Below are 25,186 nucleotides of genomic sequence, written 5' to 3'. Positions count from 1 at the left end.
CCATGTCCTTATCGAACTTTTTTATCAACAGACCGATCTTTGCTTGGGTGATTTCCATTGTCATTATGCTTTCAGGCATTGCGGCTATCGTCTCTTTGCCTGTCGCACAATACCCTACAATTGCACCGCCAGCCGTGACCATTTCAACGTCTTACCCTGGTGCTTCAGCAAAAACAATTGAAGACAGCGTGACTCAGGTCATCGAACAAGGCATGACAGGGTTAGATAACTTGTTATACATGGCGTCTAAAAGTGACTCTTCTGGTAGTGCGAGCGTTACCTTGACGTTTAGTGCAGATACAGACCCCGATATCGCTCAGGTACAGGTGCAGAACAGCTTACAGCAAGTGAGTAATCGCCTGCCGACAGCGGTACAAAATCAAGGTACTTCTGTCACCAAGAGTACGTCAGGTTTTATGTCGGTAACCAACTTATATTCTCCTGACGGCAGCATGAGTGCGGGAGATATTCAAGATTACGCTAACTCAAACATTAAGGACATCCTAAGCCGTGTGAACGGTGTGGGCGAAGTGACTATTTTCGGCCCATCTTATGCGATGCGTATCTGGTTAGACCCTGCAAAGTTGAACAGCTATAGCCTTACGCCCGTTGACGTTTCGAATGCAGTATCGGTTCAAAACAGCCAAGTCACGGTTGGACAATTAGGCGGAACGCCTGCTGTTGATTCTCAGTTAATTAATGCCAGTATCACAGCGCAAAGCCTACTAACCAGCGTTGAAGAGTTTGAAGACATCTTAATTAAGGTCGACAGTGACGGCTCTCAAATTAAGCTCAAAGACGTCGCACGTGTCGAGTTAGCCAGTGAAGAATCTTCATCTATTCCTGCTTACATGGGTAAGGACTCTTCTGGTATTGCTATCACCCTTGCTACCGGCGCGAACTCGTTAGACACACAAAATGCGGTTGATGCAAAACTTGAACAACTTTCAAAAGGTTTTCCGGATGGACTAGAACTGGTTAAAACCACCGACAATAACTTATTTATCCGTTTATCCATCAGTGAAGTGGTCAAAACCCTTTTTGAAGCGGTTGGGCTTGTATTTGTCGTAATGTTGCTGTTTTTGCAAAACTTACGAGCAACTTTAATCCCAACCATCGCCGTACCCGTCGTACTACTTGGTACCTTTGGTGTCATGGCCATGCTGGGTTTCTCGATCAATACACTCACCATGTTTGGTCTAGTGTTGGCTATCGGCCTGTTAGTTGATGATGCCATCGTTGTGGTGGAAAACGTTGAGCGGTTGATGCATGAAGAGAATCTATCTCCTCTTGAAGCAACTAAGAAGTCAATGGGACAAATTACCAGTGCCTTAATCGGTATTACGATGGTGTTGTCGGTTGTATTTATTCCTATGGCCTTCATGTCAGGGTCAACGGGCGTTATCTACCAACAGTTCTCTTTGACGATTGTTTCGGCAATGGTGCTATCCGTTGTCGTCGCATTGATTCTTACTCCTGTATTGTGTGCAACACTTCTAAAGCCTGTCGATAAAACGTCGAGCAATAAGTTTTTTGCACTGTTTAACCGAGGGTTCGACAAGCTATCCAACCAATACCGAGGTTCAGTTAAACGCGCTTTACAACGTCCACTGCGCTTCGTTTTTGTTTACCTAATGCTTTTTGCCGGCACGGCTTACCTATACAACGTGCTGCCAAGTTCATTTTTGCCAAATGAAGACCAAGGTGACTTCATGGTGATGGTGACCACACCAACGGGGACCACGTTACAAAAGACACAAGAAGTGATGTTGGATATCAAAGATTATTTTGAAGATAACGAATCACACACTGTCGACCACGTGTTTACCGTGTCTGGATTCAACTTTTCAGGCTCTGGACAAAACGCAGCGATGGCGTTCATCGGCATGAAGGATTGGTCAGAAAGGACTGAACCCGGAACTGATGTTGATTCCATTATCGGCCGTGTAATGGGTGAGTTTTCAAATTACAAACATGCACAGATCTTTGCTTTTAGTAGTCCAGCAATTCGAGAACTTGGTACTTCAACGGGTTTTAACTTCTACCTAGAAGACGTGGGTGCTGTTGGCCATGACAAACTGATTGAGTTCAGAAACCAGTTACTGGCGGCGGCGGCTCAAAGTCCATTATTGCAAAGTACACGACCAAACGGCCTTGAGGATACCGCGCAACTATTCCTTGATGTCGACTATGAAAAAGCCAAAGTGCTAGGTCTAGAAATTGATGACATCAACCAATCATTGTCAATTGCTTGGGCATCGTCATACGTGAATGACTTCATCGATCGTGGTCGCTCTAAAAAGGTTTACATTCAAGCCGATGCCGAATATCGCATGACACCAGAAGACCTGAACTTATGGTTTGTGCGTAACAACAACGGTGAGATGGTGCCAATCTCAGCTTTCAGTACTTATCACTGGGGTCAAGGCTCACCACAGTTACAACGTTATAACGGCAACCCTGCAGTAGAAATCGTCGGTGAAGCAGCTTCTGGTTACAGTACTGGTGAAGCGATGGATGAAATCGATAGATTAGCCGCAGAGATTTCAAACGATGTACAGGTGAGCTGGACGGGAATGTCCTATCAAGAGATCGAAGCTGGAAACCAAGCGCCAATTCTGTACGCGATCTCCATCTTGATGGTTTTCCTCTGCTTAGCCGCTTTGTATGAAAGCTGGAGTATTCCAATTGCGATTATTCTGGTGGTTCCATTAGGGATACTCGGCGCACTGGCTGCAATCATGTTGCGAGGGCTAGAGAACGATGTTTACTTCCAAGTGGGCGTTTTGACTACGATTGGTTTAACCGCCAAAAACGCAATTCTGATTGTTGAGTTTGCAAAAGAGCTTTATGAAAAAGGCGTCAACATTATTGATGCAACGGTACAAGCCTGTGAAATGCGTCTGCGCCCGATAATCATGACATCACTGGCGTTTGGACTCGGCGTGTTGCCATTGGTACTAAGTACGGGAGCTGGTGCTAATGCTCGCAACGCGATAGGTACGTCTGTTCTGGGCGGCATGATGGGTGCGACATTATTGGTAATCTACTTCGCTCCGCTATTTTTTGTCTTGATCTGCAAATTGTTCAAATCAGATGATAAAGCAGCAATAGCGAACAACGCCGAACAGCCAAACTGAGTACTAACAAAATGAGGAGATGATGAGCCTCGGAGTGGCTCATCATTACTCGCTGAACACTTTCAAAGGATAGAAAATGACGAACAGCCGTACCTCTCGTATTGGAACACTATTATTAGTCATCGCTTTTTCCGCTGTGCTAGCGGTTGCCGTGATGATCTTTGGGGCGCGTTTGGGCTTGTGGGATCCCATAATTGGCTTTGGCTACATTCGAAATTATCTCAACCCCATCGGCCTATCTTTACTCGCTATAAGTACACTCGGGTTCATCTACCAATGGATTACTCGTAATCGCACTGGTGCGCTCAAGTCTCTGGTCGCTGTATTCATAGGGCTTAGCCTCACCGCGCCAATGATCCACGGCATGATTCAACCAGTGAAACGTGGACCTGCAATTCATGACATTACAACCGATACCATAAACCCACCTAAATTTTTGGTGCTGGATGATACGCGTGCCGGTGCCAAAAACTCTCTGATTTATGCAGGAGAGGAAGTTGCAGCAGTACAGAGGAAGTTGCACCCATACATTAAGCCAATTCCGTCTAGCCTCTCTGCTGAAGATGCATACGAAAAAGCTCTGGATGTTGCGCAGAACAAAGGTTGGGAAATTGTTGCAAGATTTCCTGAAGCATTACGCTTTGAAGCGACAGCTCAAACAACTTTCTTTGGCTTTATAGACGATGTGGTCGTTAAAGTCACACCGATAAACAGCGAGAGCCGCGTCGACATTCGTAGTGTGTCTCGAATCGGTCGCAGTGATAAAGGAGTCAATGCAGCTCGAATTGTAGAGTTCACCGAAAGTTTTAACCAGTAAGCCGTTTTAGTTACAACACCGAAATTTATTAAAGGATGAAATAGATATGAAACTGAAAAATGTAGCCAAAGTCATTGTGGCATCTAGCTTAGTTGCTGCCCCTTCATTTCTCTTTGCAGCAGAGCCGAATGTGCCGACAGAGCCTCCATACATTGTATTAAGTGATAATTTAGATGAGCCAAACGGTTATGGATTTTGTATTGATACCTACGGCCCTGGTCAATCCGAATTAATGCAGACCCACACCTGTAAGCCCAAAGCGCCCGAAGGTTCTCCTCGTAACTATTCTGGTCATGATGTGAGATTTGAATACGACAATGAAACAAATAAGATTCAATCTTATGCGTTTGAAGGGTTATGTATGCAAGGTCTTTTAGCTAAAGGAAAGAGCGAACTCGCGTTACTAGAGTGCAGCGATGCAAAACACCAAGGTTTTGTTTATAGCGAAAATGATCAGACTATTCGATTGAAAGCGGATTCTAGTTACTGTTTGGCTGTGACATCAGAAACTCAAGAAGCCGGTCCTTGGGTAAAACGTCCACTTGAACTGATTCAGTGTGAGGAAGCAGAGCCAGTTCTAATGAAATGGACGGTCGTATCTAAGTAATACACACTTTTTAGCAAACCTCTTCGTTTCACAACTCAATGCCTTATAGGTGACATTACACACATGTAATGTCACCTTTATTGTTGAATGAAAGATTGAGATTTTCAATATGTCACTCTACCTGAGTATTAAAAACACTAACAAGCTATGGGAAAAATATGTTAGGGATACAGCTTTCACTCGCCTTATCCTCACACAAAATAATCTCCATCAGATACCAAGCGTTGGAATTGGCTACCCTTAGATGCCGTAAAAAACCGTCTAATAAATAACCCAAGGCGATGTGATAATTCAAAGTCCCAACGAGAGTCCGAATTCCACCTCTCACTGATCTATTTCTCTCTTATCAAAGTACAAGTTATTAATAATTCGATATAAATCGCTCTATTATTTGAAATTGTTGTCTACAGTTTGATAGTCATTGTTGGATACAAGGAGAGGAAATGGAAAACCCAGTTGTCACGCTAAAACAGGCCAGTAAAAGCTTTGTTGACGGCAAAGACACCCATAGCGTGTTGGATAGTGTCGACTTCACTTTGGCGACAGGCGCTAGTGTGGCTTTGACAGGAGCAAGTGGCAGCGGGAAAAGTACTCTACTCAATCTCATCGCGGGCTTTGAACCGCTTTCGGGAGGTGAATTGTGGCTCGATGGTGACAACACATCGGTTTGGAAAGACCCACAATGGAGCCGCTTCCGCCATCAAAAACTGGGCGTTATCTTCCAGCAGTTCAACTTGTTAACCCCACTCAACGTAAAACAAAATATCGCCTTTCCGTTGCATTTGAATCAACAAAAATGGGGGGACTGGTGTGATTATTTAGTGGAAGCACTAGGCATCAGTGAACTGCTCGATAGACATGTATCAGCACTCTCTGGCGGCCAGCAACAACGAGTGGCGATCGCACGTGCATTAGCTCATAAACCGAAACTGCTGCTTGCTGATGAACCCACCGGTAACCTCGACCACAAAGCCGGTTTAGAAGTAATGAGGCTACTGAACGAAATCACCACACAAGGCAACACCGCGGTACTACTGGTGACACACAGCCCGGAATGTGCCAGTTTTATGCAGACACGACTGGTGTTAGATGATGGAAAGCTGAAGCGAGCCTATCTAAACCAAAAGCAAGCGAGTGACATTTCTTATGTTGAAAGCTAAGCGGGCAGCCGAATCAAATCGCCTCAAAATCGCTCACACAAAACTTACGCTAAACCTATTCGCTGCGCACTATCGACAATCCCCTTTGCAAGCTGCTGCGATCTTGGTTGGTATCGTGTTAGCGGTCACCCTGTTTGTCGCAGTGCAAGCGATCAACCTCAATGCCAAACGCAGCTATGCGGAATCCACCGAGCAACTGAGTGCTCAAGCGCAAAACCTTATAATTCCACCAGCGGGGCAAAACTATTTGCCAGAATCGCTCTACTTCAAGCTAAGACAAAACGGACTCAGCGCAATACTACCTGTGATTGAAGGGCGTGTGAGAGACGAGCAAGGTCGTCGTTGGTCGATACAAGGCAGTGAGTTAATCGCAGCTCTCACCTCAAGATCTCGCTATTCTACCGACAAGCCAGCCGAAAACGATGGTACGTCAGAAGATAGTCAAAACATATCTCTGTTCAACAGCGCCTTACCCCTTCCTCTATTGTTAGCTGGCAAGCCCATCGTGATGATGAGCCAATCGCAACATCAAAGCTTAGGCGAAGTAGAAACACTCCTTCTCGATGAAGTCATCACAAAAGTTGTGGTGCTGCCCGATGAATGGCAGCTAGGTAGTCGGATGTTGATGGACATTGGATTCGCCCAGCAATTGCTTAACAAGCAAGGACAACTGAGCTACATCGCTGTTTTTGATACCAAGACCCATGCGCAAGACAAATGGCAGAATCTGCTCGCCGATCAAGGGCAATGGATCACCAATAACCAGAGTACCGATCTCGGCTCTATTACCGACAGCTTTCACCTCAACCTCACTGCCATGAGCTTACTGGCGTTCTTGGTTGGTTTGTTCATCGCTTATAATGGCGTGAAATACAGCTTACTGAAGCGTAATCGACTGTTAGTACAAATTCAGCAAGCAGGCGTTGCACCAAGCATCGTATTTTCTGCCTTGCTCGTTGAGCTTACCGTTTTGGTAACCCTCGGCGCTTCACTCGGTTTCATTTTAGGGATTCAATTAAGCCATTGGCTCCACCCCACCGTTGCGATAACCCTTGAACAACTTTATGGCGCGACACTTTTGCCCGGTACATGGCAGTGGTCATGGTTAGCACAGGCCTTATTGCTTACGTTAGCGGCTACGCTTGTTGCATGCTGGCAGCACTTTAAGCAACGCGTTAGACAACCGCTTTCTTCTCATGGCGGTTTTTACCAAGCGCCAGAAAACTCGAACGAAAACCAATTGTTTGTTATTGGTTTAACGCTAACCGTTATCGCATTGGCGGGCTTGTGGCTCAGTGAACATCACCGCTTCACTATGGCGTGGCTTGGTGTATTAGTAGTATCGATTCCTTTATATCTACCTAAAACGCTCAGTGTGTTAGCAAATTGGAGTGAACAGCGAACCCAATCGGGATTGATGCAGTACCTGTTTGCTGAACTGCGAGAGCTAATATCTCCCCTCTCCCTCGCGATGATGGCACTGCTGCTTGCGGTTACCACCAACATGGGAATGAATACCTTAGTTGGAAGCTTTGAATCCACTCTAAAGCAATGGTTAGAGCAACGCTTGCATGCCGACATTTACGTTAGCCCCGCTCAAGGCGAAATCGCTAATGTCGAGCGCGCATTAGAACAATTTGAGAACGTTGAAACCGTATATAAACAATACTATGTCGACGATAACTTGCAGGGCCTGCCCACGTTACTTGGTACTAAAGACAAAGATACATTAGAGCAAACCATGGTGTTCCAGTCGCAGCTTGATAACTTTTGGCAGCGTTTTTATCAAGGTGAACTCGTGGCGATCAGCGAACCTACCGCAGTGAAGCTTGGCTTATCACTGAGTAGCGAATTTAAGCTCGATTCCATCCCAGACAAGTCACTGGTGGTTGGCGCAATTTTCCATGATTACGGCTCACCCAATGGCGAAGTGTTACTTGCCCCTAATTTGTGGCTTGAAAGCGGCTTTACGGATTTGCCCACTAGCCTAGGCATTAAAGTATCTGGCGACCAGCAACAGGTATACGAAAATCTGCGTCAACAACTGAATTTGCACCCAAGTCAGCTATACGATCAAGCACAGATCAAGTCCCTCGCTTTAGATATCTTTTCACAAACCTTCGCCATCACTCGAGCACTTAATGGCGTCACCTTAATGGTCGCCGTCATTGGCTTGTTCTGTGCGTGCTTTATGTTGCTCGATGCACGTAAGGCCGCTATTGCAAGGTTGTATGCGCTTGGCGTGAGTCGAAAAAAACTGATGGTGATGGTGCTCGGGCAAATCGTTGTGCTTGTGGCCTTTACTCTGGTTATCGCCATTCCACTAGGCGCGATGGTGGGCTACGTGCTCACCGACATCGTTACCCTACGAGCCTTTGGTTGGAGCTTAAATTATCAGTGGAATTGGAGCGATGCGCTCAGCATTTCCTTCATCACGATTGTTGTGGCGGTGATTGCGACACTCATCCCCTTATGGCGCTTGGTCAGTAAACCTGTGGTGTCTAGCTTGCAAAGTGAGGTGTTGTGATGAACATTGATATGAAGAGTAAGCTAATCAAAATGTCCGTAGTCTTGCTTAACCTGTTATTTCTATGGGGTTGTGACAAAGCCGATCCAAAATCCGCTCAAAATATGGGTTCAATACTCGGCAGTAACAATGAGCAAAAGCAGAATGATCAATTCACACCGGTAGTCAAAGGCGTAGAAATCAAATTCCCTGCTGACCACCAAGCGCACCCAAGCTTTCGCCATGAATGGTGGTATTTAACCGCTAACCTCACTGATGAAAATGGCAATGAACTAGGCGTGCAATGGACACAATTCCGCTTTGCCTCTGCCTCAGAAGAAAACGATAATCAAACCAAGCTGCCTAAGCAAACAGTATGGCAAAGCCAGCAGATCTATATGGCGCACAGTGCTGTCACCACCAAAGAGAAACACTATGCCGATGAAAAATGGTCGCGCGACCAAGCAGAATTGGCAGGCGTAAGTGCTTCACCATTTCGAGTCTATCTTGATGATTGGCAGTGGAATTCATCAAGCAATGATCTATTCCCTGCCACGTTGAACGCCAAGTCAGAACAGTTTGGCTACTCGTTGACACTCACCAGCGATGCTCCCTATCAAAAACAGGGTGAGCAAGGCTACAGCACCAAAAGTAGCGATGGAAAAGTCGCCTCCTACTACTACAGCCAACCATTCATCGATGTATCGGGCAACGTGATGATTGATGGCGTGACCCATCAAGTTTCAGGCAAAGGCTGGATAGACAGAGAGTGGAGCTCGCAGTTCTTGCTCGACTCACAACAAGGCTGGGATTGGTTTGCACTGAGGCTCAATGATGAGACTAGCTTAGTCGCGTTCCAACTACGAAATTCAACAACAGGCGAAGCCAGTTATGCTAGCGCAAGGTTGATGCAACAAGATGGTTCTGGCCTTGCCATTTCACAGCAAGACATCAGCCTAACTGCCGTCAATCAAACAGAAATCGACGGACGCGATTACCCAACAGAGTGGCAGGTTTCAATTCCAAGCCAGCAAATAGAACTGACAGTCTCGGCACTCAATCCCAAAGCAAAAATGCCACTATCGGTTCCCTATTGGGAAGGCCCTATCTCAATTAAAGGAACACATTCTGGCACGGGGTATATGGAGCTGACCGGGTATTAGACATATCAATAGCTATGGTGCTATAGACTACTTTTTAGCACCAATTTGTCTCCTACCTCACGTTAGTAACGCTTCGAGCGGCCTAATTCGTATCACGACTTAGACTCAGTCAGCTAAACTTTTAATTTATGCTTGGAGCGCAACATGTGGTGGATTGTTTTCAAGTATTTAACGACAGCTGCAATTGTTGTTCTTATCTCTGAAGTTGCCAAGCGTAGCGACAAGCTTGGGGCTTTGGTCGCAGCCTTGCCAACAGTCACAATTCTCGCGTTAATATGGATGTATATCGAAGGCCAAGGTTCCGACAAACTATCAAACCACGCTTTCTATACGTTCTGGTTTGTGGTGCCAACACTTCCAATGTTCTTACTGTTTCCTTATTTGCTGAGCAAATATTCCTTTTGGGCGACGTTATTGCTCAGTTGTCTTATATCGTTTGTCTGTTTTGGTGTCGTAAATACGCTGGCCAAACATTTTGGAATTAACCTCTTATAGTTAAAGAGTCCGCAATAAACGTTCGAGCCGCTATCAATGTGACGCTCAAGGTTCGGCAATTCCATTCAGATTGAGGGTTGTGTTTATCGAGCTGATGTTTAGGCTATTGATTAAAAGCCATCTCTAAGATGGCCTTTTTATTTTTCAGGAGTATAGCTACCGATGAGTTTTATTTAAACGACCAATTACCCGTTACATCTACTGCTATAGATGTCATTTACCCAGCTTGGGTTATCAATGAAGGGGTTGCGGTTGCCTTGCCACTTAACGGCTTTTTCGTGGCGGTTACGTTCCCAATCATCCACTGGATCCGCATTATGTCATTTAAGTAAGGTGCATAGCTTTCCAACCTTAGGCTGACCTGACGTACTCGACATATCATCAACCAGATACAAGTCAGGCATTTTCGCGTTATTTCCTTCATAGCGCACGGCCATGTAGAAAAGCGAACGAGCGGTATCCCCTTTAACAGCATCTCTAGGTTCAAAGCTGTCGTAACCCGTCTTGTTAAGCGGTGACTTTTTCAATGGCGCCCCACCAAAATCGAAGTCTTTGTTCGAACGGATTAAGTTAATCTCAGCATCGGTTGATTGTAGATGGTGAATGTCGGTATAACCCCATTGGTCTTTACGCTTAAAACCAAAAGATTTAGGCCAAAGATGTTCACGGTTCCAAGCATTTTTATCGTTGTTACCCGACGAGGTAAAATCTTTAGATTGTGAGCGACCGCTGTAATACAGAATAACGTTATTCGAATTGTTCGGATCTTCATTCGTGTCTTTCAATGCAGACCAAACTTGGTTATACGATAATTGCTTTTGCCCGCGAGCAGCAATCACACCAAGCATGTCTTTTAACGCATTTCCACTCAGTCCTTCAGTTTCTAAGTAGTAACCATTAGGGTATGTAGTATTCGCAAGCGAAGCTGGACTAAGAGCGGTTGAAATCAGCAGAACGCTGAGATTTAAACGCATTTTCATTGTGTTGAGTATCCTTATTATTGTTGTAATGCCCCACCGCTGGTGAGTGCCACTCATACTCTACAAAACAGGGTTTATATGCAATCTGTTTATTTTATAAAAATATCCGGCTGGATATTTATTATTCAAAAAGCAAATATCCAGTGTTCGACGTTGATGTCTACCGAAACAAAACCTACAACAAGCGATTCTTATATTGCTCCGGCGTTTGACCGGAATACTTCTTGAACATGCTAATAAAGGGGCTCGCTTGGTTGTAGCCTAATGTGAGGGCGACCTCTTTAACCGACTGGCCGTTTCTTAACAGATCCATTGAGTACAAGTAACGCACTCGCAGTCGCCACTCAGTAAAGCTCATCCCTAATTCACTTTGGCAATGACGTGACAAAGTTCGCTCGGTTGCGTGCACTTTCTCTGCCCAATCCTTTAGAGAGATATCGTCTGTTGGGTTCTCTTCGATGGCCGCCAGAATAGGCGCAAGATACTTGTTATCGGTTGAGGGTAAGAAGTGATGCTCGACTTGGCGCTCTGCCAATTGGTCCAATAGTACCTGTACAAGCCTTTGATCTTGTTCGCTTTGTGCGACATTGATGTCACGCTGGCGAAAGTCATCGATGATCGAAGATACGATCGGCGTAATTTTAATAAGGCTGGTTTTCTCAGGCAGATGTTGAGTTAACTCACGTGCAATATTCAAAGAACAGTAGTCCAATGGTTTACGGTTATAACTGCAGTGCATGACCCCGGCGGGTACCCAAATCGCTAGATGTGGCGGTGCGAGAAAGCGTGTTCCTTCTGCCTCCATTTCAAGAATCCCACCGCTGATCAACTGAACCTGTCCCCAAGGGTGGCTATGCACACGAGTTTCGGTGTTCGATAAGAACGCTTCGAAATTCATAAATACGTTGGATGGTGCCTTGTCGATTGATAAGGATGGGTGAAGGTTTCTTGAGTGTTTTTTCAATCTTGTCTTCCTATCGCGCCTGATGTCTTTTTAAAGATATCTGTAAGTATAACGACCTGTCAAACTAGCCGCATCAACTCATTTGCGACGGAAACCACATGCATTATCTTTTACCATTTTTCACAGTCTGTATCTGGGGTGCTAATGCGATCGTCAATAAGCTGGCCGCAAGCACTATCGAACCGAGCGCGATGAGTTTTTACCGTTGGTTCATTGCAATGTTAATCCTGACGCCTTTCTGTATCCGCTCGGTTATCAAGCAGTGGCCAATCATTAAACCTAACTTGTCGAAATTGGCATTCCTTGGCTTTTTGGGCATGGTGCTAAACCAATCATTGGGTTACTACGCGGGCCTAACTACAACAGCTTCTAACATGGCATTGATCACTTCATTAGTGCCGTTGATCAGCGTATTCCTGAGCGTTCCACTGCTCAACAAGTCGATTTCTAGCCTAAGTATTGTCGGCGGTGTGTTGTCTCTGTCTGGATTAGCCCTAATGCTTGGTAAAGGTGACCCGCTGTTCTTTATTCATCAAGAACTGACTCAAGGCGATGGTTACATGCTAATCGCGGCATTTGTTTACGCCTCTTACTGTGTGCTGTTGAAACGTTGGAAAATGCCAATCAGTAGCTGGGTGGTGATCTATGTGCAGGGGATGTTCGCAGTCGCAATGTTGGCACCACTTTGGCTGACCAGCGACCAACTGATTCCTTCGCAACAAGCAATTCCTTTGATTGCGTACGCAGCGGTTGCGGCTTCTATTCTGGCGCCTTGGATGTGGGTAAAAGCGATTGATACCATTGGTGCCGATTCCAGTGCGATGTTCATGAACTTGCTGCCTGTTGTTGCGATTGTATTGGCTGCAACCTGGCTAGGTGAAGAGATTAACCAGTTCCATATCATTGGTGGTGTGATGGTGATTTCAGGCGTTATTCTTGCTCAAATTAAACGAAAACCAAGGCTTGAAGCGCCCCTGCCTCAGCAAGCTAACTAAACTTCGCTTAGGTTAGATTAGATTAGATTAGATTAGAGTAGAGTAGAGTAAATTAGGCGACCAATAATGCGCTAATCAACCTTTCACCACAGTGCCTGCTTTATCGCAGGCATTTTTATTTTATTCACAACACTTTCAAATTCCTTTAATACGCACTTACTGTTGTTGCAACCAACGACCGATTCATGTTTAATGCACTGAGTACTGTTTAAGTTGTAAAAGGAATTACAATGACCCAACCAACGCTGCCTGTGATCATATCGTCACTGCTGGCTTTAACGTCTGCTTCAAGCTTCGCTGCCTCTATCACAGCTGATACTCCGTTAGCTGAAGAGCAACATTTTGTTCGTGGTAATGGCGCCGAACCCAATACTCTCGACCCAAGTTTCGTCAATTCAGGCATGCCCGGAGACATCATCGTCAATGACATGTTTGAAGGCTTCGTGATCGAAAACAGCGATGGGCAGATCATTCCAGGACAAGCTGAAAGTTGGACATTCAGCAACGGCGGTAAGACGGTTACGTTCGTTTTAAAAAGCGGCCTTAAGTGGTCGAATGGCGAACCAGTCACCGCATCAGACTTTGTGTTTGGTTGGCAGCGTGCCGTGTCTCCGAAAACGGGTAACAACACCGGATTTGTGTTCTCGACGGCAAATATCGTTAATGCCAGCGAGATTCTTGCTGGGGATAAAGATCCATCAGAGCTTGGTATTCAAGCACTAGACGATCGCACGGTAGAGATCTCGCTTTCAAAGCCTACGCCCTATTTCATGAGTTTAATGAGTATCAAGACCTTCTTCCCTCTGCCTTCTAAGTTGGTTGAAGAGAAGGGAGACCAATGGACTCGCGCGGAAAATATCGCGACTAATGGCGCTTACACGCTCAGCAAATGGGTACCCAATGAATACGTCGAAGTCACCAGAAACTCAAATTACTGGGATAACACTTCAACTGTCATCAATAAGGTGACCTACCTAGGTTTATCCTCTCAAAACGCAGAGCTGATTCGTTATCAGTCTGGTGAGATTGATATGACGAACCGCGTTCAGCTTGAGTATTACCAAAAGCTTGTCAAAGAGAGCCCTGAACAGATTAAGGCGCAAGCGTTATTAGGATCGTATGTTTATTCGTTCAATACTCGTCAAGCTCCGTTTGATGATGTCAGAGTTCGACAAGCGCTGAGTATGGCGGTCGACCGAGACATATTGGTCGATAAAGTAACAGGCCAAGGCGAACCTCAAGCTTGCAGCGTGACACCTAATAATATCCCGAATTACACGGCGCCTAAGTCTTTATTCGAAGCGCTTGATAGCTCACAGCGCCAAGCAAAGGCCAAACAGTTACTCGAAGAAGCTGGGTACAACAAAGAGAACCCACTTACATTCACACTCACGTATAACACCAGCGAGAACCACAAAAAGATCGCCATCGCGATTGCTTCGATGTGGAAACCGCTTGGCGTGAAGGTAGAACTAGAGAATATGGAGTGGAAGGCATATGTCGCAGCTAAAGGAGCGGGAGATTATCAGCTTGCTCGCTCATGGGCATTTGGTGACTACCCAGAACCCTCAGCGCTACTAGAAGCCTTCACATGTGGCCACACAGCTAACGAGAGTGGTTTCTGTAACACTGATTTTGATGAGCTGTTACAGAAAGCGAGCAAAACGGAAGATCAGGCTAATCGCTTTGCTTTATACCAGCATGCTGAATCACTACTTAACGAATCAGCAGCAGTTATGCCTTTATATCACTACAATCACACTCGATTAGTGCGAAATACACTCAAAGGCTTCCCTAACAACAATCCGAAAGGAAATATCTACGCGAAGGATCTATACTTCATAAAAGAGTAAAAGTGAGCTGAAGAATAAATAGTTTTGGCTACCACTTTGGTGGTAATTACGATAAAGTCACTTTAACTAAACCAAACAAGCAACGGTTAGTTGGCAAACAATAAAAGGTACCGACATGAGTACCTAAAGGCTTAGAAACACCTAGCATTACGCTAGGTGTTTTTTTTTGCAATCACCCCTTTCTTTTGGCGTACTCTCGATTGTCTTTCCGTGTTTATCTCTCACCTTGAAACTCAATAACCATCAATGTTCATCGGTTCGTCATCCGTTTGAAAAAAATAGTCTTAACCGTGAGATTATCCGCTTTAATTTCTATCATCTTATGTATATTGTTATTAGCAAGTAACAAGCATGTTATGCAGCACAATAATAATGAAGGAAGATAGATGAGCAGTAACAATAGCCGACAAGATGGTAAACGAGACGTTACTCTGCGTTTTTTAGCTGAACCCGGGGATGTGAACTTTGGTGGTAAAGTTCATGGTGGCGCAGCAATGAAGTGGATCGATTTAGCTGCCTATGCTTGTTCTGCTGGGTGGAGTGGCAAATATTGCATTACGGCCTACGCTGGTGGTATTCGATTTGTTGCCCCAATCCATGTAGGCAACCTAGTAGAGGTAAGTGCGAAAGTCATCTATACCGGTTCGTCTTCTATGCACATTGCGATAGATGTACAAGCGAGCGACCCTAAAGAGTTGAATAACCGTCTAACCACTCACTGTATCGTGATTATGGTGGCAGTTGATGAAAACGGTAACCCGACTAAGGTGCCTGAATGGGTGCCAGAAACACCAGAAGACATCGAATTGAGAGATTCCGCTATCCGCCTAATGAACATGCGAAAGCAAATCGGCGAAGAGATGGAAGCGCACGTGAAGTACCTTAAATAGGGTTAATCACTAGCCCTGCCTTGCAACCAAGCTCTTTCAATACCCACTATTTCAATGCCAAGCCGCCGCTTGGCATTTATTTATCTAACGTTCTCAATTAACGGCGAAGCACTCAATACAGCTTCTAGAGCGTGATACTCAGCCAAAGGTTGAAATGAATCGACACGAGTTCAAAGAATTATTTTGACTGTCATAAAGTCGTCATTTAGCTCTGATTAAATACCGCCAATCATAATGGATGTATTTGAATTTCCCGGAGCCACACTTGAGCGTCACACGCCCCACTCTTAGCGAATCTACACTGAACAATTTGAAGGCTGTTGAGTATCAATGGGTTAGAACCTTGTACGTCGAGGGTTACGACAGTAATGAAATTAATCACTACATCCAGACGTGCTTCGGTGGTGATCCAACGTTTGCGGATCTGTTTCGTCGTGTCGCACTCGATCAAGAAAGCATCTATGTGTTGCTGCAGCATCTAGGGTGTGCACCTTCAAGCAAAGAGTTCTAGTGGCTAGAACTCATTACTCACATTTTATCGCTACCCATTTCAAGTTAATCCAGCCTAGTGCTTTTATTGTTAACCTTCAGCTATAGATCTAACACCATTCAATTAGTCTGAATTATGACTCTTCAAAACTCACAGCCACATCCCGTTCCTATATGCACTTTCTCTGCAATTTCAGCACTTGTTGCATACAAATCATTGAAGTATCACGCATTGGATTATTAGCAATATATCAATAGATCAACAGCCCCTTATACTGAGTGTCTGATTTGTGAGACTCGTTCATGCCTTCAAGTAAGAGGAATGAGTCAAGAAAGGTGTAGGAGAGAAGTGACTCGAAGCTTTTAATATTAAAGCGGTTATCAGCACAGTAACGGTGATGGATACAAGAGTTGACGAGTAAAGCAGACGCAAAGACAAAGCAAAAAGTAGCAGGCATAAAAAAACCCAAGTAAATACCTGGGTTAGAGTTACAAAAACCACTAATCATTAATAGCGTAAGGAACCTGATTAGTAGCCAGCTATGCGTAACCTGAGGGTTATTTTTATTACTGATCGGCGGCCAAACCAAATGATGTAATAAAAATGCCAATATAGAGCGACCACGAAGGTCGCTCTTTTTCTTTCTTATGGGATACAGCTTATCCTTTTACACCACCTGCCGTCAAACCGCCAACTAACCAACGTTGAGCAAGTAAGAACACGATAGTAATCGGAAGTGCTGAAAGTACAGCCGCTGCCGCAAAGTCACCCCATAGGTAGTTCTGAGGGTATAGGTATTGCTGCATACCTACTGCTAGCGTGTAAGAGTTCACATCTGTAAGCAGGATAGACGCTACTGGTACTTCACCTACTGTTGCAATGAACGACAGAATAAACACAACGGCTAGGATTGGCACAGACAATGGCAGTAGAACCAGTCTGAATGCTTGCCAAGGCGTTGCACCATCCAGTGCTGCAGCCTCTTCCAAAGAGTTATCAATCGTTTCAAAGTAGCCTTTAATCGTCCAAACGTGCAGTGCGATACCGCCTAGGTAAGAGAAGATCAGACCGCCATGCGTGTTCAAGCCTAGGAACGGGATGTATTGACCAAGTTTGTCGAACAACGCGTAGATAGCCACTAGAGCAAGTACCGCTGGGAACATTTGGAAAATCATCATCGCTTTCAGGATAGTTTCTTTACCCTTGAAGCGCATACGAGCAAATGCGTAAGCCGATGTCGTAGACAGTGCCACAATCAAGATAGACGTCACACCCGCTACTTTAACCGAGTTCCATAACCACGTTAGAACAGGGAATGGAGGTGGCGTTACCGAGCCATCTGCGTTTGTTACTGAAATACCCAGTGCTAGTTTCCAGTGCTCCAGTGATGGATTGTCTGGAATCAAGCTACCCGTTGCGAAGTTACCTTCACGGAATGAGATCGCGATGATCATCAGAAGTGGGAAGATAATCATTGCCAAGAAGCACCACAACACTGCATGCGTTGCCCACACTCGGTATTTAAGGCCTTTACCTTGTACCATAGCCATTGTCGTGCTCCTTAATCTTGAGACAGTTTAGTGAAACGAAGGTTTAGTAACGCTAGTGCACCAACCAATAGGAAGATAAGCGTTGCGATTGCACTTGCTAGACCGAAGTCTTGACCGCCGCCGCCTTCGAATGCAATTCGGTACGTGTAGCTTACAAGCAAGTCTGTGTAACCCGCTGGCTCAGAAGTACCAATCATGTTCGGGCCACCGTTCGTCAATAGTTGAATCATTACGAAGTTATTGAAGTTAAAGGCAAACGCTGCAATCAGTAGCGGTGTAAGCGGTTTAATCATCAATGGGAATGTGATGCGCTTGAAGTTATCAAGGAAGTTCGCACCGTCAATTGCTGACGCTTCGTATAAGTCATCAGGAATCGCTTTCAGCAAGCCCATACATAGAATCATCATGTAAGGGAAACCTAGCCATGTGTTAACAATCAACACCATGGTTTTCGCAAGAATTGGGTCTGAGAACCAGTTCGGGCTTAAGCCGAAGATATTCTCGAGCACCATGTTGATCTCACCAAAGCTCTGGTTGAATAAACCCTTAAAGATAAGAATCGAGATGAACGCTGGTACTGCGTAAGGCAGAATCAGTAGAACACGATAAATAGAGCGGCCTTTCAATTCTTCCCACTGTACGATGTTCGCCAGTACAAGACCGATGACAAGTGTGAACACTACGGTACATACAGAGAAGATAACCGTCCAAATAAAGATGCTGATGAAAGGTTCTTTGATGCCTTCATCTTTCCACACACGTTCAAAGTTATGTGTACCAATGCTAACAACGAAGCCCGGAGAGATTGTGTTACCTGTAAACTCACCATTGGCATCAACAGGTTGGTAGAAACCTAAGTCCATATTTGGCTTAAGAACATCACCCGTTTCGTTGTTGATTAACGTTTCGTCATCATCCTGAAGGGTGTAAAGCGGAGCAACAGAAGCGAACTTACGTAAGCCACTCATGCGGATGTCACCACCGTCCGGTAGATTGAAATCAACACCACTGATCGCTGCTCGGTTTTGGATGATCGCTTTGATCTTCTCTTTTTCACCTTGCGTAGACTCGATTGCAGATAGGTCCATTTCTGTCGCTGTCATATTGTCTAAAGAGAATACGTCAGTCGCTAATAGTTGATCGCCATCTTTAACCACGATCTGGTGACCGTCGTCAGTCTTGTACAAAGTGAATGGGTAGCTATCACCACTTTGGAAAGTGCGGTCTAAAAGAACGGTTTGAGTACGTTCTAGAGAAAGCTGGTTTTTTGCGCTGTAGTTTGTAAACGCAAGCCCTACGGTGTATGCCAATGGGAAAAGAATGAACAAGATCATTCCGGCAATACCTGGGTAAATATAACGGTGGGCGTAAGTTTTCTTACTACCAAAAATGTAAAGTGCCAAAGCCGTTAAGATCACTGTAAGCAACGCAAAAGCGAGCTCACCGCGAGAATACATTAGAATTGTAGCGTAGCCGTTAATTAAGCCAACGCTACCAAGCAACCCCCATTTGATGAAGACGCTTTTACTGCCTGGAAGGCTTGATGGTGCTGGGATAGCATCTGTACCTTGAACTGACTGCATAGAGGAACCTGCTAGCGATATAGATAAAAAATAGAAAAGTAAGGAGAGGTTGCCCTCTCCTTAAAAGGTAGTGCTTGGTTGTTATTTAGTCATACGACCTTCAGCAGCTTTTAGTGCTTCGTCTACTGATTGACGGCCGTCAACTACGTTGCCGATCGCTTCTTCCATGCTGTACCAGAACGTTGTGAACTGAGGAATGTTAGGCATGATTTCGCCGTTCATCGCGTTGTCCATTGTTGCTGCAATACGAGTATCGCTGTCTAGTTGACGTTGGAAAGAGTTAAGAGCAACAGCGCCTAGTGGCTTGTCGTCATTCAGGCTCTTCATACCTTCATCAGTTAGTAGGTAGTTTTCCATGAACTCAACAGCTAGGTCGCGGTTTGGAGAAGCAGTGCTGATACCACCAGCCCATACACCAACGAAAGGTTTAGACGCTTTACCGTTGAACTTAGGTAGCGTTGTTACACCGTAGTCTACGCCAGCTTTCTTGATGTTTTCCCAACCCCAAGGGCCGTTGATTGTCATTGCAACGTTACCTGCAACGAATTCAGACTCAGCTACTGAGTAATCCATGTCTGCAGAGATAACTTTGTCTTGTACCATCTTCTCGATGAAACCTAGAGACTTCTGAACACCGTCAGTCGCTACGCCCGCATCTTTAATGTCGTAACCTTCTGCAGTCTGTTTGAATGCGTAACCGCCGTCAGCTGCAAGTAGAGGCCATGTGAAGTAAGCGCCGCCACGTAGAGGCCACATGATCGCTTTCTTTCCGTCTTTCTGAAGTTCAGCATTAAGTGCTGGGATTTCTTCCCAAGACTTAGGTGGGTTAGGAACAAGTGCTTTGTTGTAGATTAGAGAAACTGACTCAACGGCAACAGGGTATGCGATTGTTTTACCTTCGTAAGAAACAGCGTCCCATGCGAAGTCTACGATACCTTCTTTAGTCTCTTTAGAAGGTTTGATATCTACAAGAAGACCCGCTTCTGCATAGCCGCCAAAACGGTCGTGTGCGTAGAAGATCATATCTGGGCCGTCGCCAGCTGCTGCTACTTGAGGGAATTTCTCTTCTAGCTTGTCAGGGAAAGCAACTGTTACTTTAACACCAGTATCTTCTTCGAAGCGTTTACCTACTTCAGCCATGCCTTCATAAGCTTTGTCACCACCTACCCAGATTGTTAGTTGTCCTTCTTCGATAGCAGCGTTTGCACCAAAAGAACCCAGAGCAACCAATGTACCTAGAGCTACAGCGCTTAGAGCGTTTTTCATGTGAATATCCTTTTTATATTTATACGTAGGGCACATCTACCAAGACGAGCCAGTTTTCGGAGGTTATGATCTGAGAAAACAGACCCTAGCTCATCATCCTAGCCACTACGCCCTAGCTATTATGGCTTAAATTCGTGATCGCCATCCGGTCAGATTAGAGACTAGAATCACAAAACACATACTCATCGTGATCAACATCACCGTTATGTGGTGGATTTATTTGAACTGGATCGCCAATTATTATTAACCCCCTATATCTACTCCTCCCCTCCTACTCCCCCTAGTTAATTTTCTATTAGGAGGATGTACCCTTCCGCCAATTCACGGAAACTGCATTCATCCAAGAGTGGATAGTAAGAACCCTTTACCAGCAAGTGTCGTGTGTAACCACATTGTTCATTAAGCTGGCTTCACTGCCCGCTGTTGTCTTTATTAAGCATCGAGCTAAATCTGTGATTGAATCACGGGGGAGGTTTAGCTGGATGTGGGGGAAATAGGCACCAGTTTGGCTATGACGGGTGGGCTTGGTTACAGAATCCAAGTCTCACCCACTTTTTTTCTTACTCACTCAATACTTACCAATTCCTACAGTTACTGCTGACCCAAAAATTTCTTATAATGATAAGCAGTAAAACTTAAAATTTGATCGATCGAGGACAAGCTAGATGGCGAGTGTCACGTTAAAAAACGTTTATAAATCATATGGTGATGTACAGATTTCTAAGGACGTAACCTTAGACATCAACGAAGGTGAATTCGTAGTATTCGTTGGACCATCAGGTTGTGGTAAATCGACGCTATTACGTTGTATCGCAGGTCTAGAAGACATTACGTCTGGTGATTTGTACATTGGCGACCAACGCATGAACGACGTTGAGCCATCAAAGCGTGGCGTAGGTATGGTGTTCCAATCTTACGCGCTTTACCCTCACCTGAACCTTTACGACAACATGTCTTTTGGTCTTAAGCTAGCGAACGCAGATAAAGCTGAGATTGATAAGCGTGTTGAGCATGCCGCTGAAATCCTTCAGCTTGGTCACTTACTAGAGCGTCAACCAAAAGCACTTTCTGGCGGTCAACGTCAACGTGTTGCCATTGGTCGTACTCTGGTTTCTCAACCTAACGTATTCCTACTGGATGAACCGCTATCTAACCTAGATGCTGCGCTGCGTGTTCAAATGCGTTCACAAATCACTAAGCTACAACGTCAACTTGGTTGCACCATGATCTACGTTACCCACGACCAAGTGGAAGCGATGACAATGGCCGATAAGATTGTTGTTCTTGATGGCGGTTACGTATCTCAAGTTGGTAAGCCACTTGACCTATACCACTACCCTCAAAACCGTTTCGTTGCTGGCTTTATTGGCTCGCCGAAGATGAACTTTATGTCTGTACACATTGAACAGGCTGAAGCAGAACGCGTATTGGTTCAGCTTTCAAACGGCATGACTTTCTGGATCCCTGTTGATGGTACAACCGTTAACGTTGGCGACCGTATGTCTCTAGGTGTTCGCCCTGAGCACTTGATGTCTGCTGAAGCAGGTGATGCAACGATTGAAGGCGAAGTAATGATCGTCGAGAAGCTAGGTAATGAAACTCAAGTTTACCTAAACCTTGAAAGCGCAGATGCTGACGTTATCTACCGTCAACCAGACACGCTAACGGTTGAACCTGGCGACAAACTAGCGATTGGCATTCCAGCGCACCGTTGTCACTTGTTCCACAGCGATGGCCGAGCATGTCGTCGTCTATACAAAGAGTACGGTACTGATTAATCGATTCTCTGTTAATCGATAACTGTCCAAATCCAATCCCTCTTACCTTGTAAGGGGGATTTTTCTTTCTGTAAGCTCTTAATCAGTAATACGCATTGCCTTCACTATTACATTATCGACAGACAATAAAAAAGGCCTAGCATGTGCTAGACCTTTATCTGTTCAGTTAGAGCCTCGGCTCAACCAATCACTTCAAACTGTCACTCAAAACCATTACTTAAAACCATGACTTAAAAGAGAGGACGTATCTTAAGCTTAGTGGATTGGTGTATCACTTTTTTTGTTGAACTGGCCAAAATGCTTTTCCAACACTTCTGGAGTCAGTTTGCCTTCCGCTTCTAGTCGCTTAAATTCAGCAACGATCGCTTTTTGCTCTTCAAGTGATGGCAGTTTTACCTCTGGCTCATCGCCCATCTCTTGAGTCATCTGCTCTAGCTCTTTTTCAAAATCGCTCATGATACTTACCTAAATATTAAACCTAATCAGATTTTACTCATTTACGCCCTGTGATGCTAGGGTGATTGAGTTTAAAGCCCGAAACCAGATCAAGCCAAGGTCAGTTAGAAGAAAATAAAACCACAAAACAAAAAGAGCTGGGTCCACGATTAAATGAATCCAGCTCTTAGTCTATGTAACCATCTAAGCCATGCTATGGCCTAAGGTATTCAAGCTTAAAGATATTAAAGTTTAAAGACATTAAAGCTTGAATGAACCAACCATCTTATCCAGACGAGAAGATAGGTCTCGAAGCTCTTGGCTTGCTTCTGCAAGTTGCTCAGCGGTACCTGTCGTCACTTCGTTGATCGCGTTGATCTCTTCAATGTTTTGGTTGATGGTGTGAACTACAGTCGATTGCTCTTCCGTTGCCGTAGCAACTTGCGTATTACGGTCGGTAATATCAACGATACGGTCTGAGATACCACCCAGTACGTCTACCGCTTCATCCGATGCAGATACACCCTCAAGGGTAATAACCTTACCTGCACTCATTGCCGTTACCGCATCTTTCGCATCGCTTTGCAGTTGGTTGATCATCTTCTGAATCTCTTCCGTTGAATCTGCAGTGCGGCTTGCTAGGTTACGTACTTCATCTGCTACTACGGCAAAACCACGACCTTGCTCACCGGCACGTGCGGCTTCAATCGCAGCGTTCAGTGCAAGCAAGTTAGTTTGCTCTGAAATATCACGAATAACACCCAGAATAGAGCCAATGTCTTGCGTTGTTGAAGCAAGCTGCTCAACCACTTGCCCTGTACTTTCAATGTCTTGAGCTAAACGGCTGATCGCGTCTTTTGCTTTGTTCACAACAGAACGACCTACTTCAGTATTACCCGAAGCTTGTGTTGCTGTTTCTGCTGCTGTTGCCGCGTTTGATGCAATCTCACTGATGGTCATGCCCATTTGGTTGATTGCCGCCACTACTTGAAGGGTTTGATCACGTTGCTCTTGGCTGTTGTCGTGGGTGATGTGCGCTTTGTTAGAAACGCTCTCTGCTGCCACTTGAAGCGCTTGGCTTGTTGAACATACCTCTTTCATCGACTCGTGAATCTTTTCAATGAATCCGTTGAATCCTTTTGAAAGCTGCGCGATTTCATCGTTGCCTTTCACTTCGATACGTTGTGCAAGGTCACCATCACCTTCGCCTAGGTCACCAAAGCGTTTAGCCAGTAGTTTAATCGGCTGAGTAATGCTGTTTGCTAGTACTACGCCCATTAGGATGAACACTAGCGCTACAACCGCAGTCATGATCAGCATCTTTTGTGCAGTCTCATCTAGCTCAGCAAATACTTCGCCTGTTGGTACTACACCAATAACAAACCAGTCCATCGACGACACGTATAAACTTGCCACGAACAACTCTTGGCCTTGGCTTTCTGTGGTAATCAGGTTGAAGCCAGACTTGTTCAAAAGCTGGCTTGATTGAGGGCCATAAAGTTGTTGAAGTGAAGAGTCACTGCGCGAGCGTTCGCGGTGAATTTGTACATCACCTTGGCTATCCGTTAAAAATACAAAACCAGTATTTTCAATCTTGAAACCGTTCAGTAGGCTCACCATGTCGTCCATCGATTTTGATAGACCAGACATCGCTAAACCAGAAGGCTGTTGGTAGTTAGCGAACATTTTCACTTCACCATTGGCTTCTTGGAACATACTCACCATGGTTGGCTGTCCAGACTGCGTAAAGCCAAAGAACCAGCCATCTTGTTGTTGGTTTAACTGACGTAGGAAACCATTTTGGTTCCAGTAGTAAGCCGTTTGACGGTTCGCTACTGAAGCATCGTTTAACTGATATTGGTTACGAACGTTGTTCAGTTGTTTAACTAACTTGTTCTCTAATGCAGGGTCACGTTCTGTCGATTCAATCGCATCAGAGATGAATTCGTTTGACGCAATTTGCTCCGCCGCTAACAACAATTGAGAGACTTCACGGTCAATTTCACCATTGATTCGCTCAAGCATCCCAGGAAGTTCAATATCAACCAATCGGTGACTCAAGACATCTCTTGCTTGTTGCTGCGCCATCGCGCCAACAATGACCGTAGAGGCAAGAACCGCAAAAGTAATACCAAGTACAACCTTTTGCTTAATACTCAGAGAGTTAGTTTTCAACATATTTGGACCTTCAAAAAGAATCGCTCGTTATTTGTGTACCCTGAACAGGACTTTTTTAGTGCACTCCAATCAGAAGTGCACAATCTAAGTTATGTATCGACCACAACCAATAAAACTAGAGACTTTTCTCTCAAAAAATTGCAAATGTGATGTAACAACCGAATTAACTTAGCTGGAGGTATTATTAACCAAGCAAATGCAGGGAGGTTTGGTATTTGTTTTTATTATCTGAGCATTGAGATTTCACCTAATTCTCACGAGCCCCCTCCTTTTGAGCTTTAGTATGTAAAAACCAGTTGATATGGTAAAAATCATAATCGAGTGGTGCTTTTATCT

The 25,186-nt window shown here is 44.9% G+C and carries 18 protein-coding genes and 1 pseudogene; 12 read left to right on the top strand and 7 right to left on the bottom strand.

Annotated elements, in window-relative coordinates; translation table 11 throughout:
• Window positions 1–2: 2 nt before the first annotated feature.
• The 7 genes from ITG10_RS20210 to ITG10_RS20180 all read left to right on the top strand — a co-directional run bounded on the left by ITG10_RS20210 (window position 3) and on the right by ITG10_RS20180 (window position 9,888).
• The gene (locus tag ITG10_RS20210; RefSeq protein ID WP_248387108.1) at window positions 3–3,140 is read left to right on the top strand and encodes an efflux RND transporter permease subunit; all 3,138 of its coding nucleotides are present in this window, start codon (window positions 3–5) and stop codon (window positions 3,138–3,140) included.
• Window positions 3,141–3,216: 76 nt separating this feature from the next.
• Window positions 3,217–3,957 carry a DUF1499 domain-containing protein gene (locus ITG10_RS20205; protein WP_017633199.1) on the top strand — a complete coding sequence of 247 codons (741 nt, stop codon included), beginning with the start codon at window positions 3,217–3,219 and terminating at the stop codon, window positions 3,955–3,957.
• Window positions 3,958–4,003: 46 nt separating this feature from the next.
• Window positions 4,004–4,564, top strand: a complete 561-nt coding sequence (locus ITG10_RS20200) for a ricin-type beta-trefoil lectin domain protein (RefSeq protein ID WP_017633198.1) — start codon at window positions 4,004–4,006, stop codon at window positions 4,562–4,564.
• A gap of 443 nt (window positions 4,565–5,007) precedes the next feature.
• The gene (locus tag ITG10_RS20195; RefSeq protein WP_017633197.1) at window positions 5,008–5,724 is read left to right on the top strand and encodes an ABC transporter ATP-binding protein; all 717 of its coding nucleotides are present in this window, start codon (window positions 5,008–5,010) and stop codon (window positions 5,722–5,724) included.
• Window positions 5,711–8,251, top strand: coding sequence for an ABC transporter permease (locus ITG10_RS20190; protein WP_017633196.1), 2,541 nt, complete (start codon window positions 5,711–5,713; stop codon window positions 8,249–8,251). The genes ITG10_RS20195 and ITG10_RS20190 overlap by 14 nt, the downstream gene beginning before the upstream one ends.
• A gap of 11 nt (window positions 8,252–8,262) precedes the next feature.
• Window positions 8,263–9,393 carry a lipocalin-like domain-containing protein gene (locus ITG10_RS20185; protein WP_026084482.1) on the top strand — a complete coding sequence of 377 codons (1,131 nt, stop codon included), beginning with the start codon at window positions 8,263–8,265 and terminating at the stop codon, window positions 9,391–9,393.
• Between the two features lie 144 nt (window positions 9,394–9,537).
• Window positions 9,538–9,888, top strand: coding sequence for a DUF3147 family protein (locus tag ITG10_RS20180; protein WP_017633194.1), 351 nt, complete (start codon window positions 9,538–9,540; stop codon window positions 9,886–9,888).
• Window positions 9,889–10,073: 185 nt separating this feature from the next.
• Here the strand turns inward: ITG10_RS20180 and ITG10_RS20175 are convergent.
• Both ITG10_RS20175 and ITG10_RS20170 read right to left on the bottom strand, forming a co-directional pair.
• Window positions 10,074–10,736: pseudogene (locus ITG10_RS20175) on the bottom strand (endonuclease).
• A 307-nt stretch (window positions 10,737–11,043) separates the two neighbouring features.
• Window positions 11,044–11,832: a helix-turn-helix transcriptional regulator gene (locus ITG10_RS20170; RefSeq protein ID WP_026084481.1), complete on the bottom strand. Its 789-nt coding sequence runs from the start codon at window positions 11,830–11,832 to the stop codon at window positions 11,044–11,046.
• 98 nt (window positions 11,833–11,930) lie between these two features.
• Between ITG10_RS20170 and ITG10_RS20165 the strand changes: the two genes are divergently transcribed.
• The 4 genes from ITG10_RS20165 to ITG10_RS20150 all read left to right on the top strand — a co-directional run bounded on the left by ITG10_RS20165 (window position 11,931) and on the right by ITG10_RS20150 (window position 16,081).
• A complete protein-coding gene (locus tag ITG10_RS20165; protein ID WP_017633190.1) occupies window positions 11,931–12,827 on the top strand; it encodes a DMT family transporter in 897 nt (298 codons plus the stop codon).
• A gap of 230 nt (window positions 12,828–13,057) precedes the next feature.
• Window positions 13,058–14,680, top strand: a complete 1,623-nt coding sequence (locus ITG10_RS20160) for a peptide ABC transporter substrate-binding protein (protein WP_017633189.1) — start codon at window positions 13,058–13,060, stop codon at window positions 14,678–14,680.
• Window positions 14,681–15,066: 386 nt separating this feature from the next.
• Window positions 15,067–15,570: an acyl-CoA thioesterase gene (locus tag ITG10_RS20155; RefSeq protein ID WP_008215795.1), complete on the top strand. Its 504-nt coding sequence runs from the start codon at window positions 15,067–15,069 to the stop codon at window positions 15,568–15,570.
• Window positions 15,571–15,835: 265 nt separating this feature from the next.
• Window positions 15,836–16,081 (top strand): hypothetical protein, encoded by a 246-nt coding sequence (locus ITG10_RS20150; protein ID WP_026084480.1) that lies wholly within the window; start codon window positions 15,836–15,838, stop codon window positions 16,079–16,081.
• A gap of 638 nt (window positions 16,082–16,719) precedes the next feature.
• Here the strand turns inward: ITG10_RS20150 and malG are convergent.
• The 3 genes from malG to malE all read right to left on the bottom strand — a co-directional run bounded on the left by malG (window position 16,720) and on the right by malE (window position 20,459).
• A complete protein-coding gene (gene malG / locus ITG10_RS20145; protein ID WP_017633186.1) occupies window positions 16,720–17,610 on the bottom strand; it encodes a maltose ABC transporter permease MalG in 891 nt (296 codons plus the stop codon).
• An 11-nt stretch (window positions 17,611–17,621) separates the two neighbouring features.
• Window positions 17,622–19,193 (bottom strand): maltose ABC transporter permease MalF, encoded by a 1,572-nt coding sequence (gene malF / locus ITG10_RS20140; RefSeq protein ID WP_017633185.1) that lies wholly within the window; start codon window positions 19,191–19,193, stop codon window positions 17,622–17,624.
• Window positions 19,194–19,274: 81 nt separating this feature from the next.
• Window positions 19,275–20,459, bottom strand: coding sequence for a maltose/maltodextrin ABC transporter substrate-binding protein MalE (gene malE, locus ITG10_RS20135; RefSeq protein WP_017633184.1), 1,185 nt, complete (start codon window positions 20,457–20,459; stop codon window positions 19,275–19,277).
• Window positions 20,460–21,124: 665 nt separating this feature from the next.
• On the opposite strand from malE, the gene malK reads away from it, so the two are divergent.
• The gene (gene malK, locus ITG10_RS20130; protein WP_017633183.1) at window positions 21,125–22,237 is read left to right on the top strand and encodes a maltose/maltodextrin ABC transporter ATP-binding protein MalK; all 1,113 of its coding nucleotides are present in this window, start codon (window positions 21,125–21,127) and stop codon (window positions 22,235–22,237) included.
• A gap of 255 nt (window positions 22,238–22,492) precedes the next feature.
• Here malK and ITG10_RS20125 read toward each other — a convergent pair whose 3' ends face one another.
• Window positions 22,493–22,693, bottom strand: coding sequence for a hypothetical protein (locus tag ITG10_RS20125; RefSeq protein ID WP_017057910.1), 201 nt, complete (start codon window positions 22,691–22,693; stop codon window positions 22,493–22,495).
• Between the two features lie 240 nt (window positions 22,694–22,933).
• On the bottom strand, window positions 22,934–24,850 hold the full coding sequence (locus tag ITG10_RS20120) for a methyl-accepting chemotaxis protein (protein WP_017633182.1): 1,917 nt from the start codon (window positions 24,848–24,850) through the stop codon (window positions 22,934–22,936).
• Window positions 24,851–25,186: the final 336 nt, after the last annotated feature.

The organism is Vibrio sp. ED004, from assembly GCF_023206395.1.
Classification (GTDB): domain Bacteria; phylum Pseudomonadota; class Gammaproteobacteria; order Enterobacterales; family Vibrionaceae; genus Vibrio.
The sequence above is the reverse complement of the archived record's forward strand: the minus strand, read 5'-3'. Positions and strand labels throughout refer to the sequence as shown.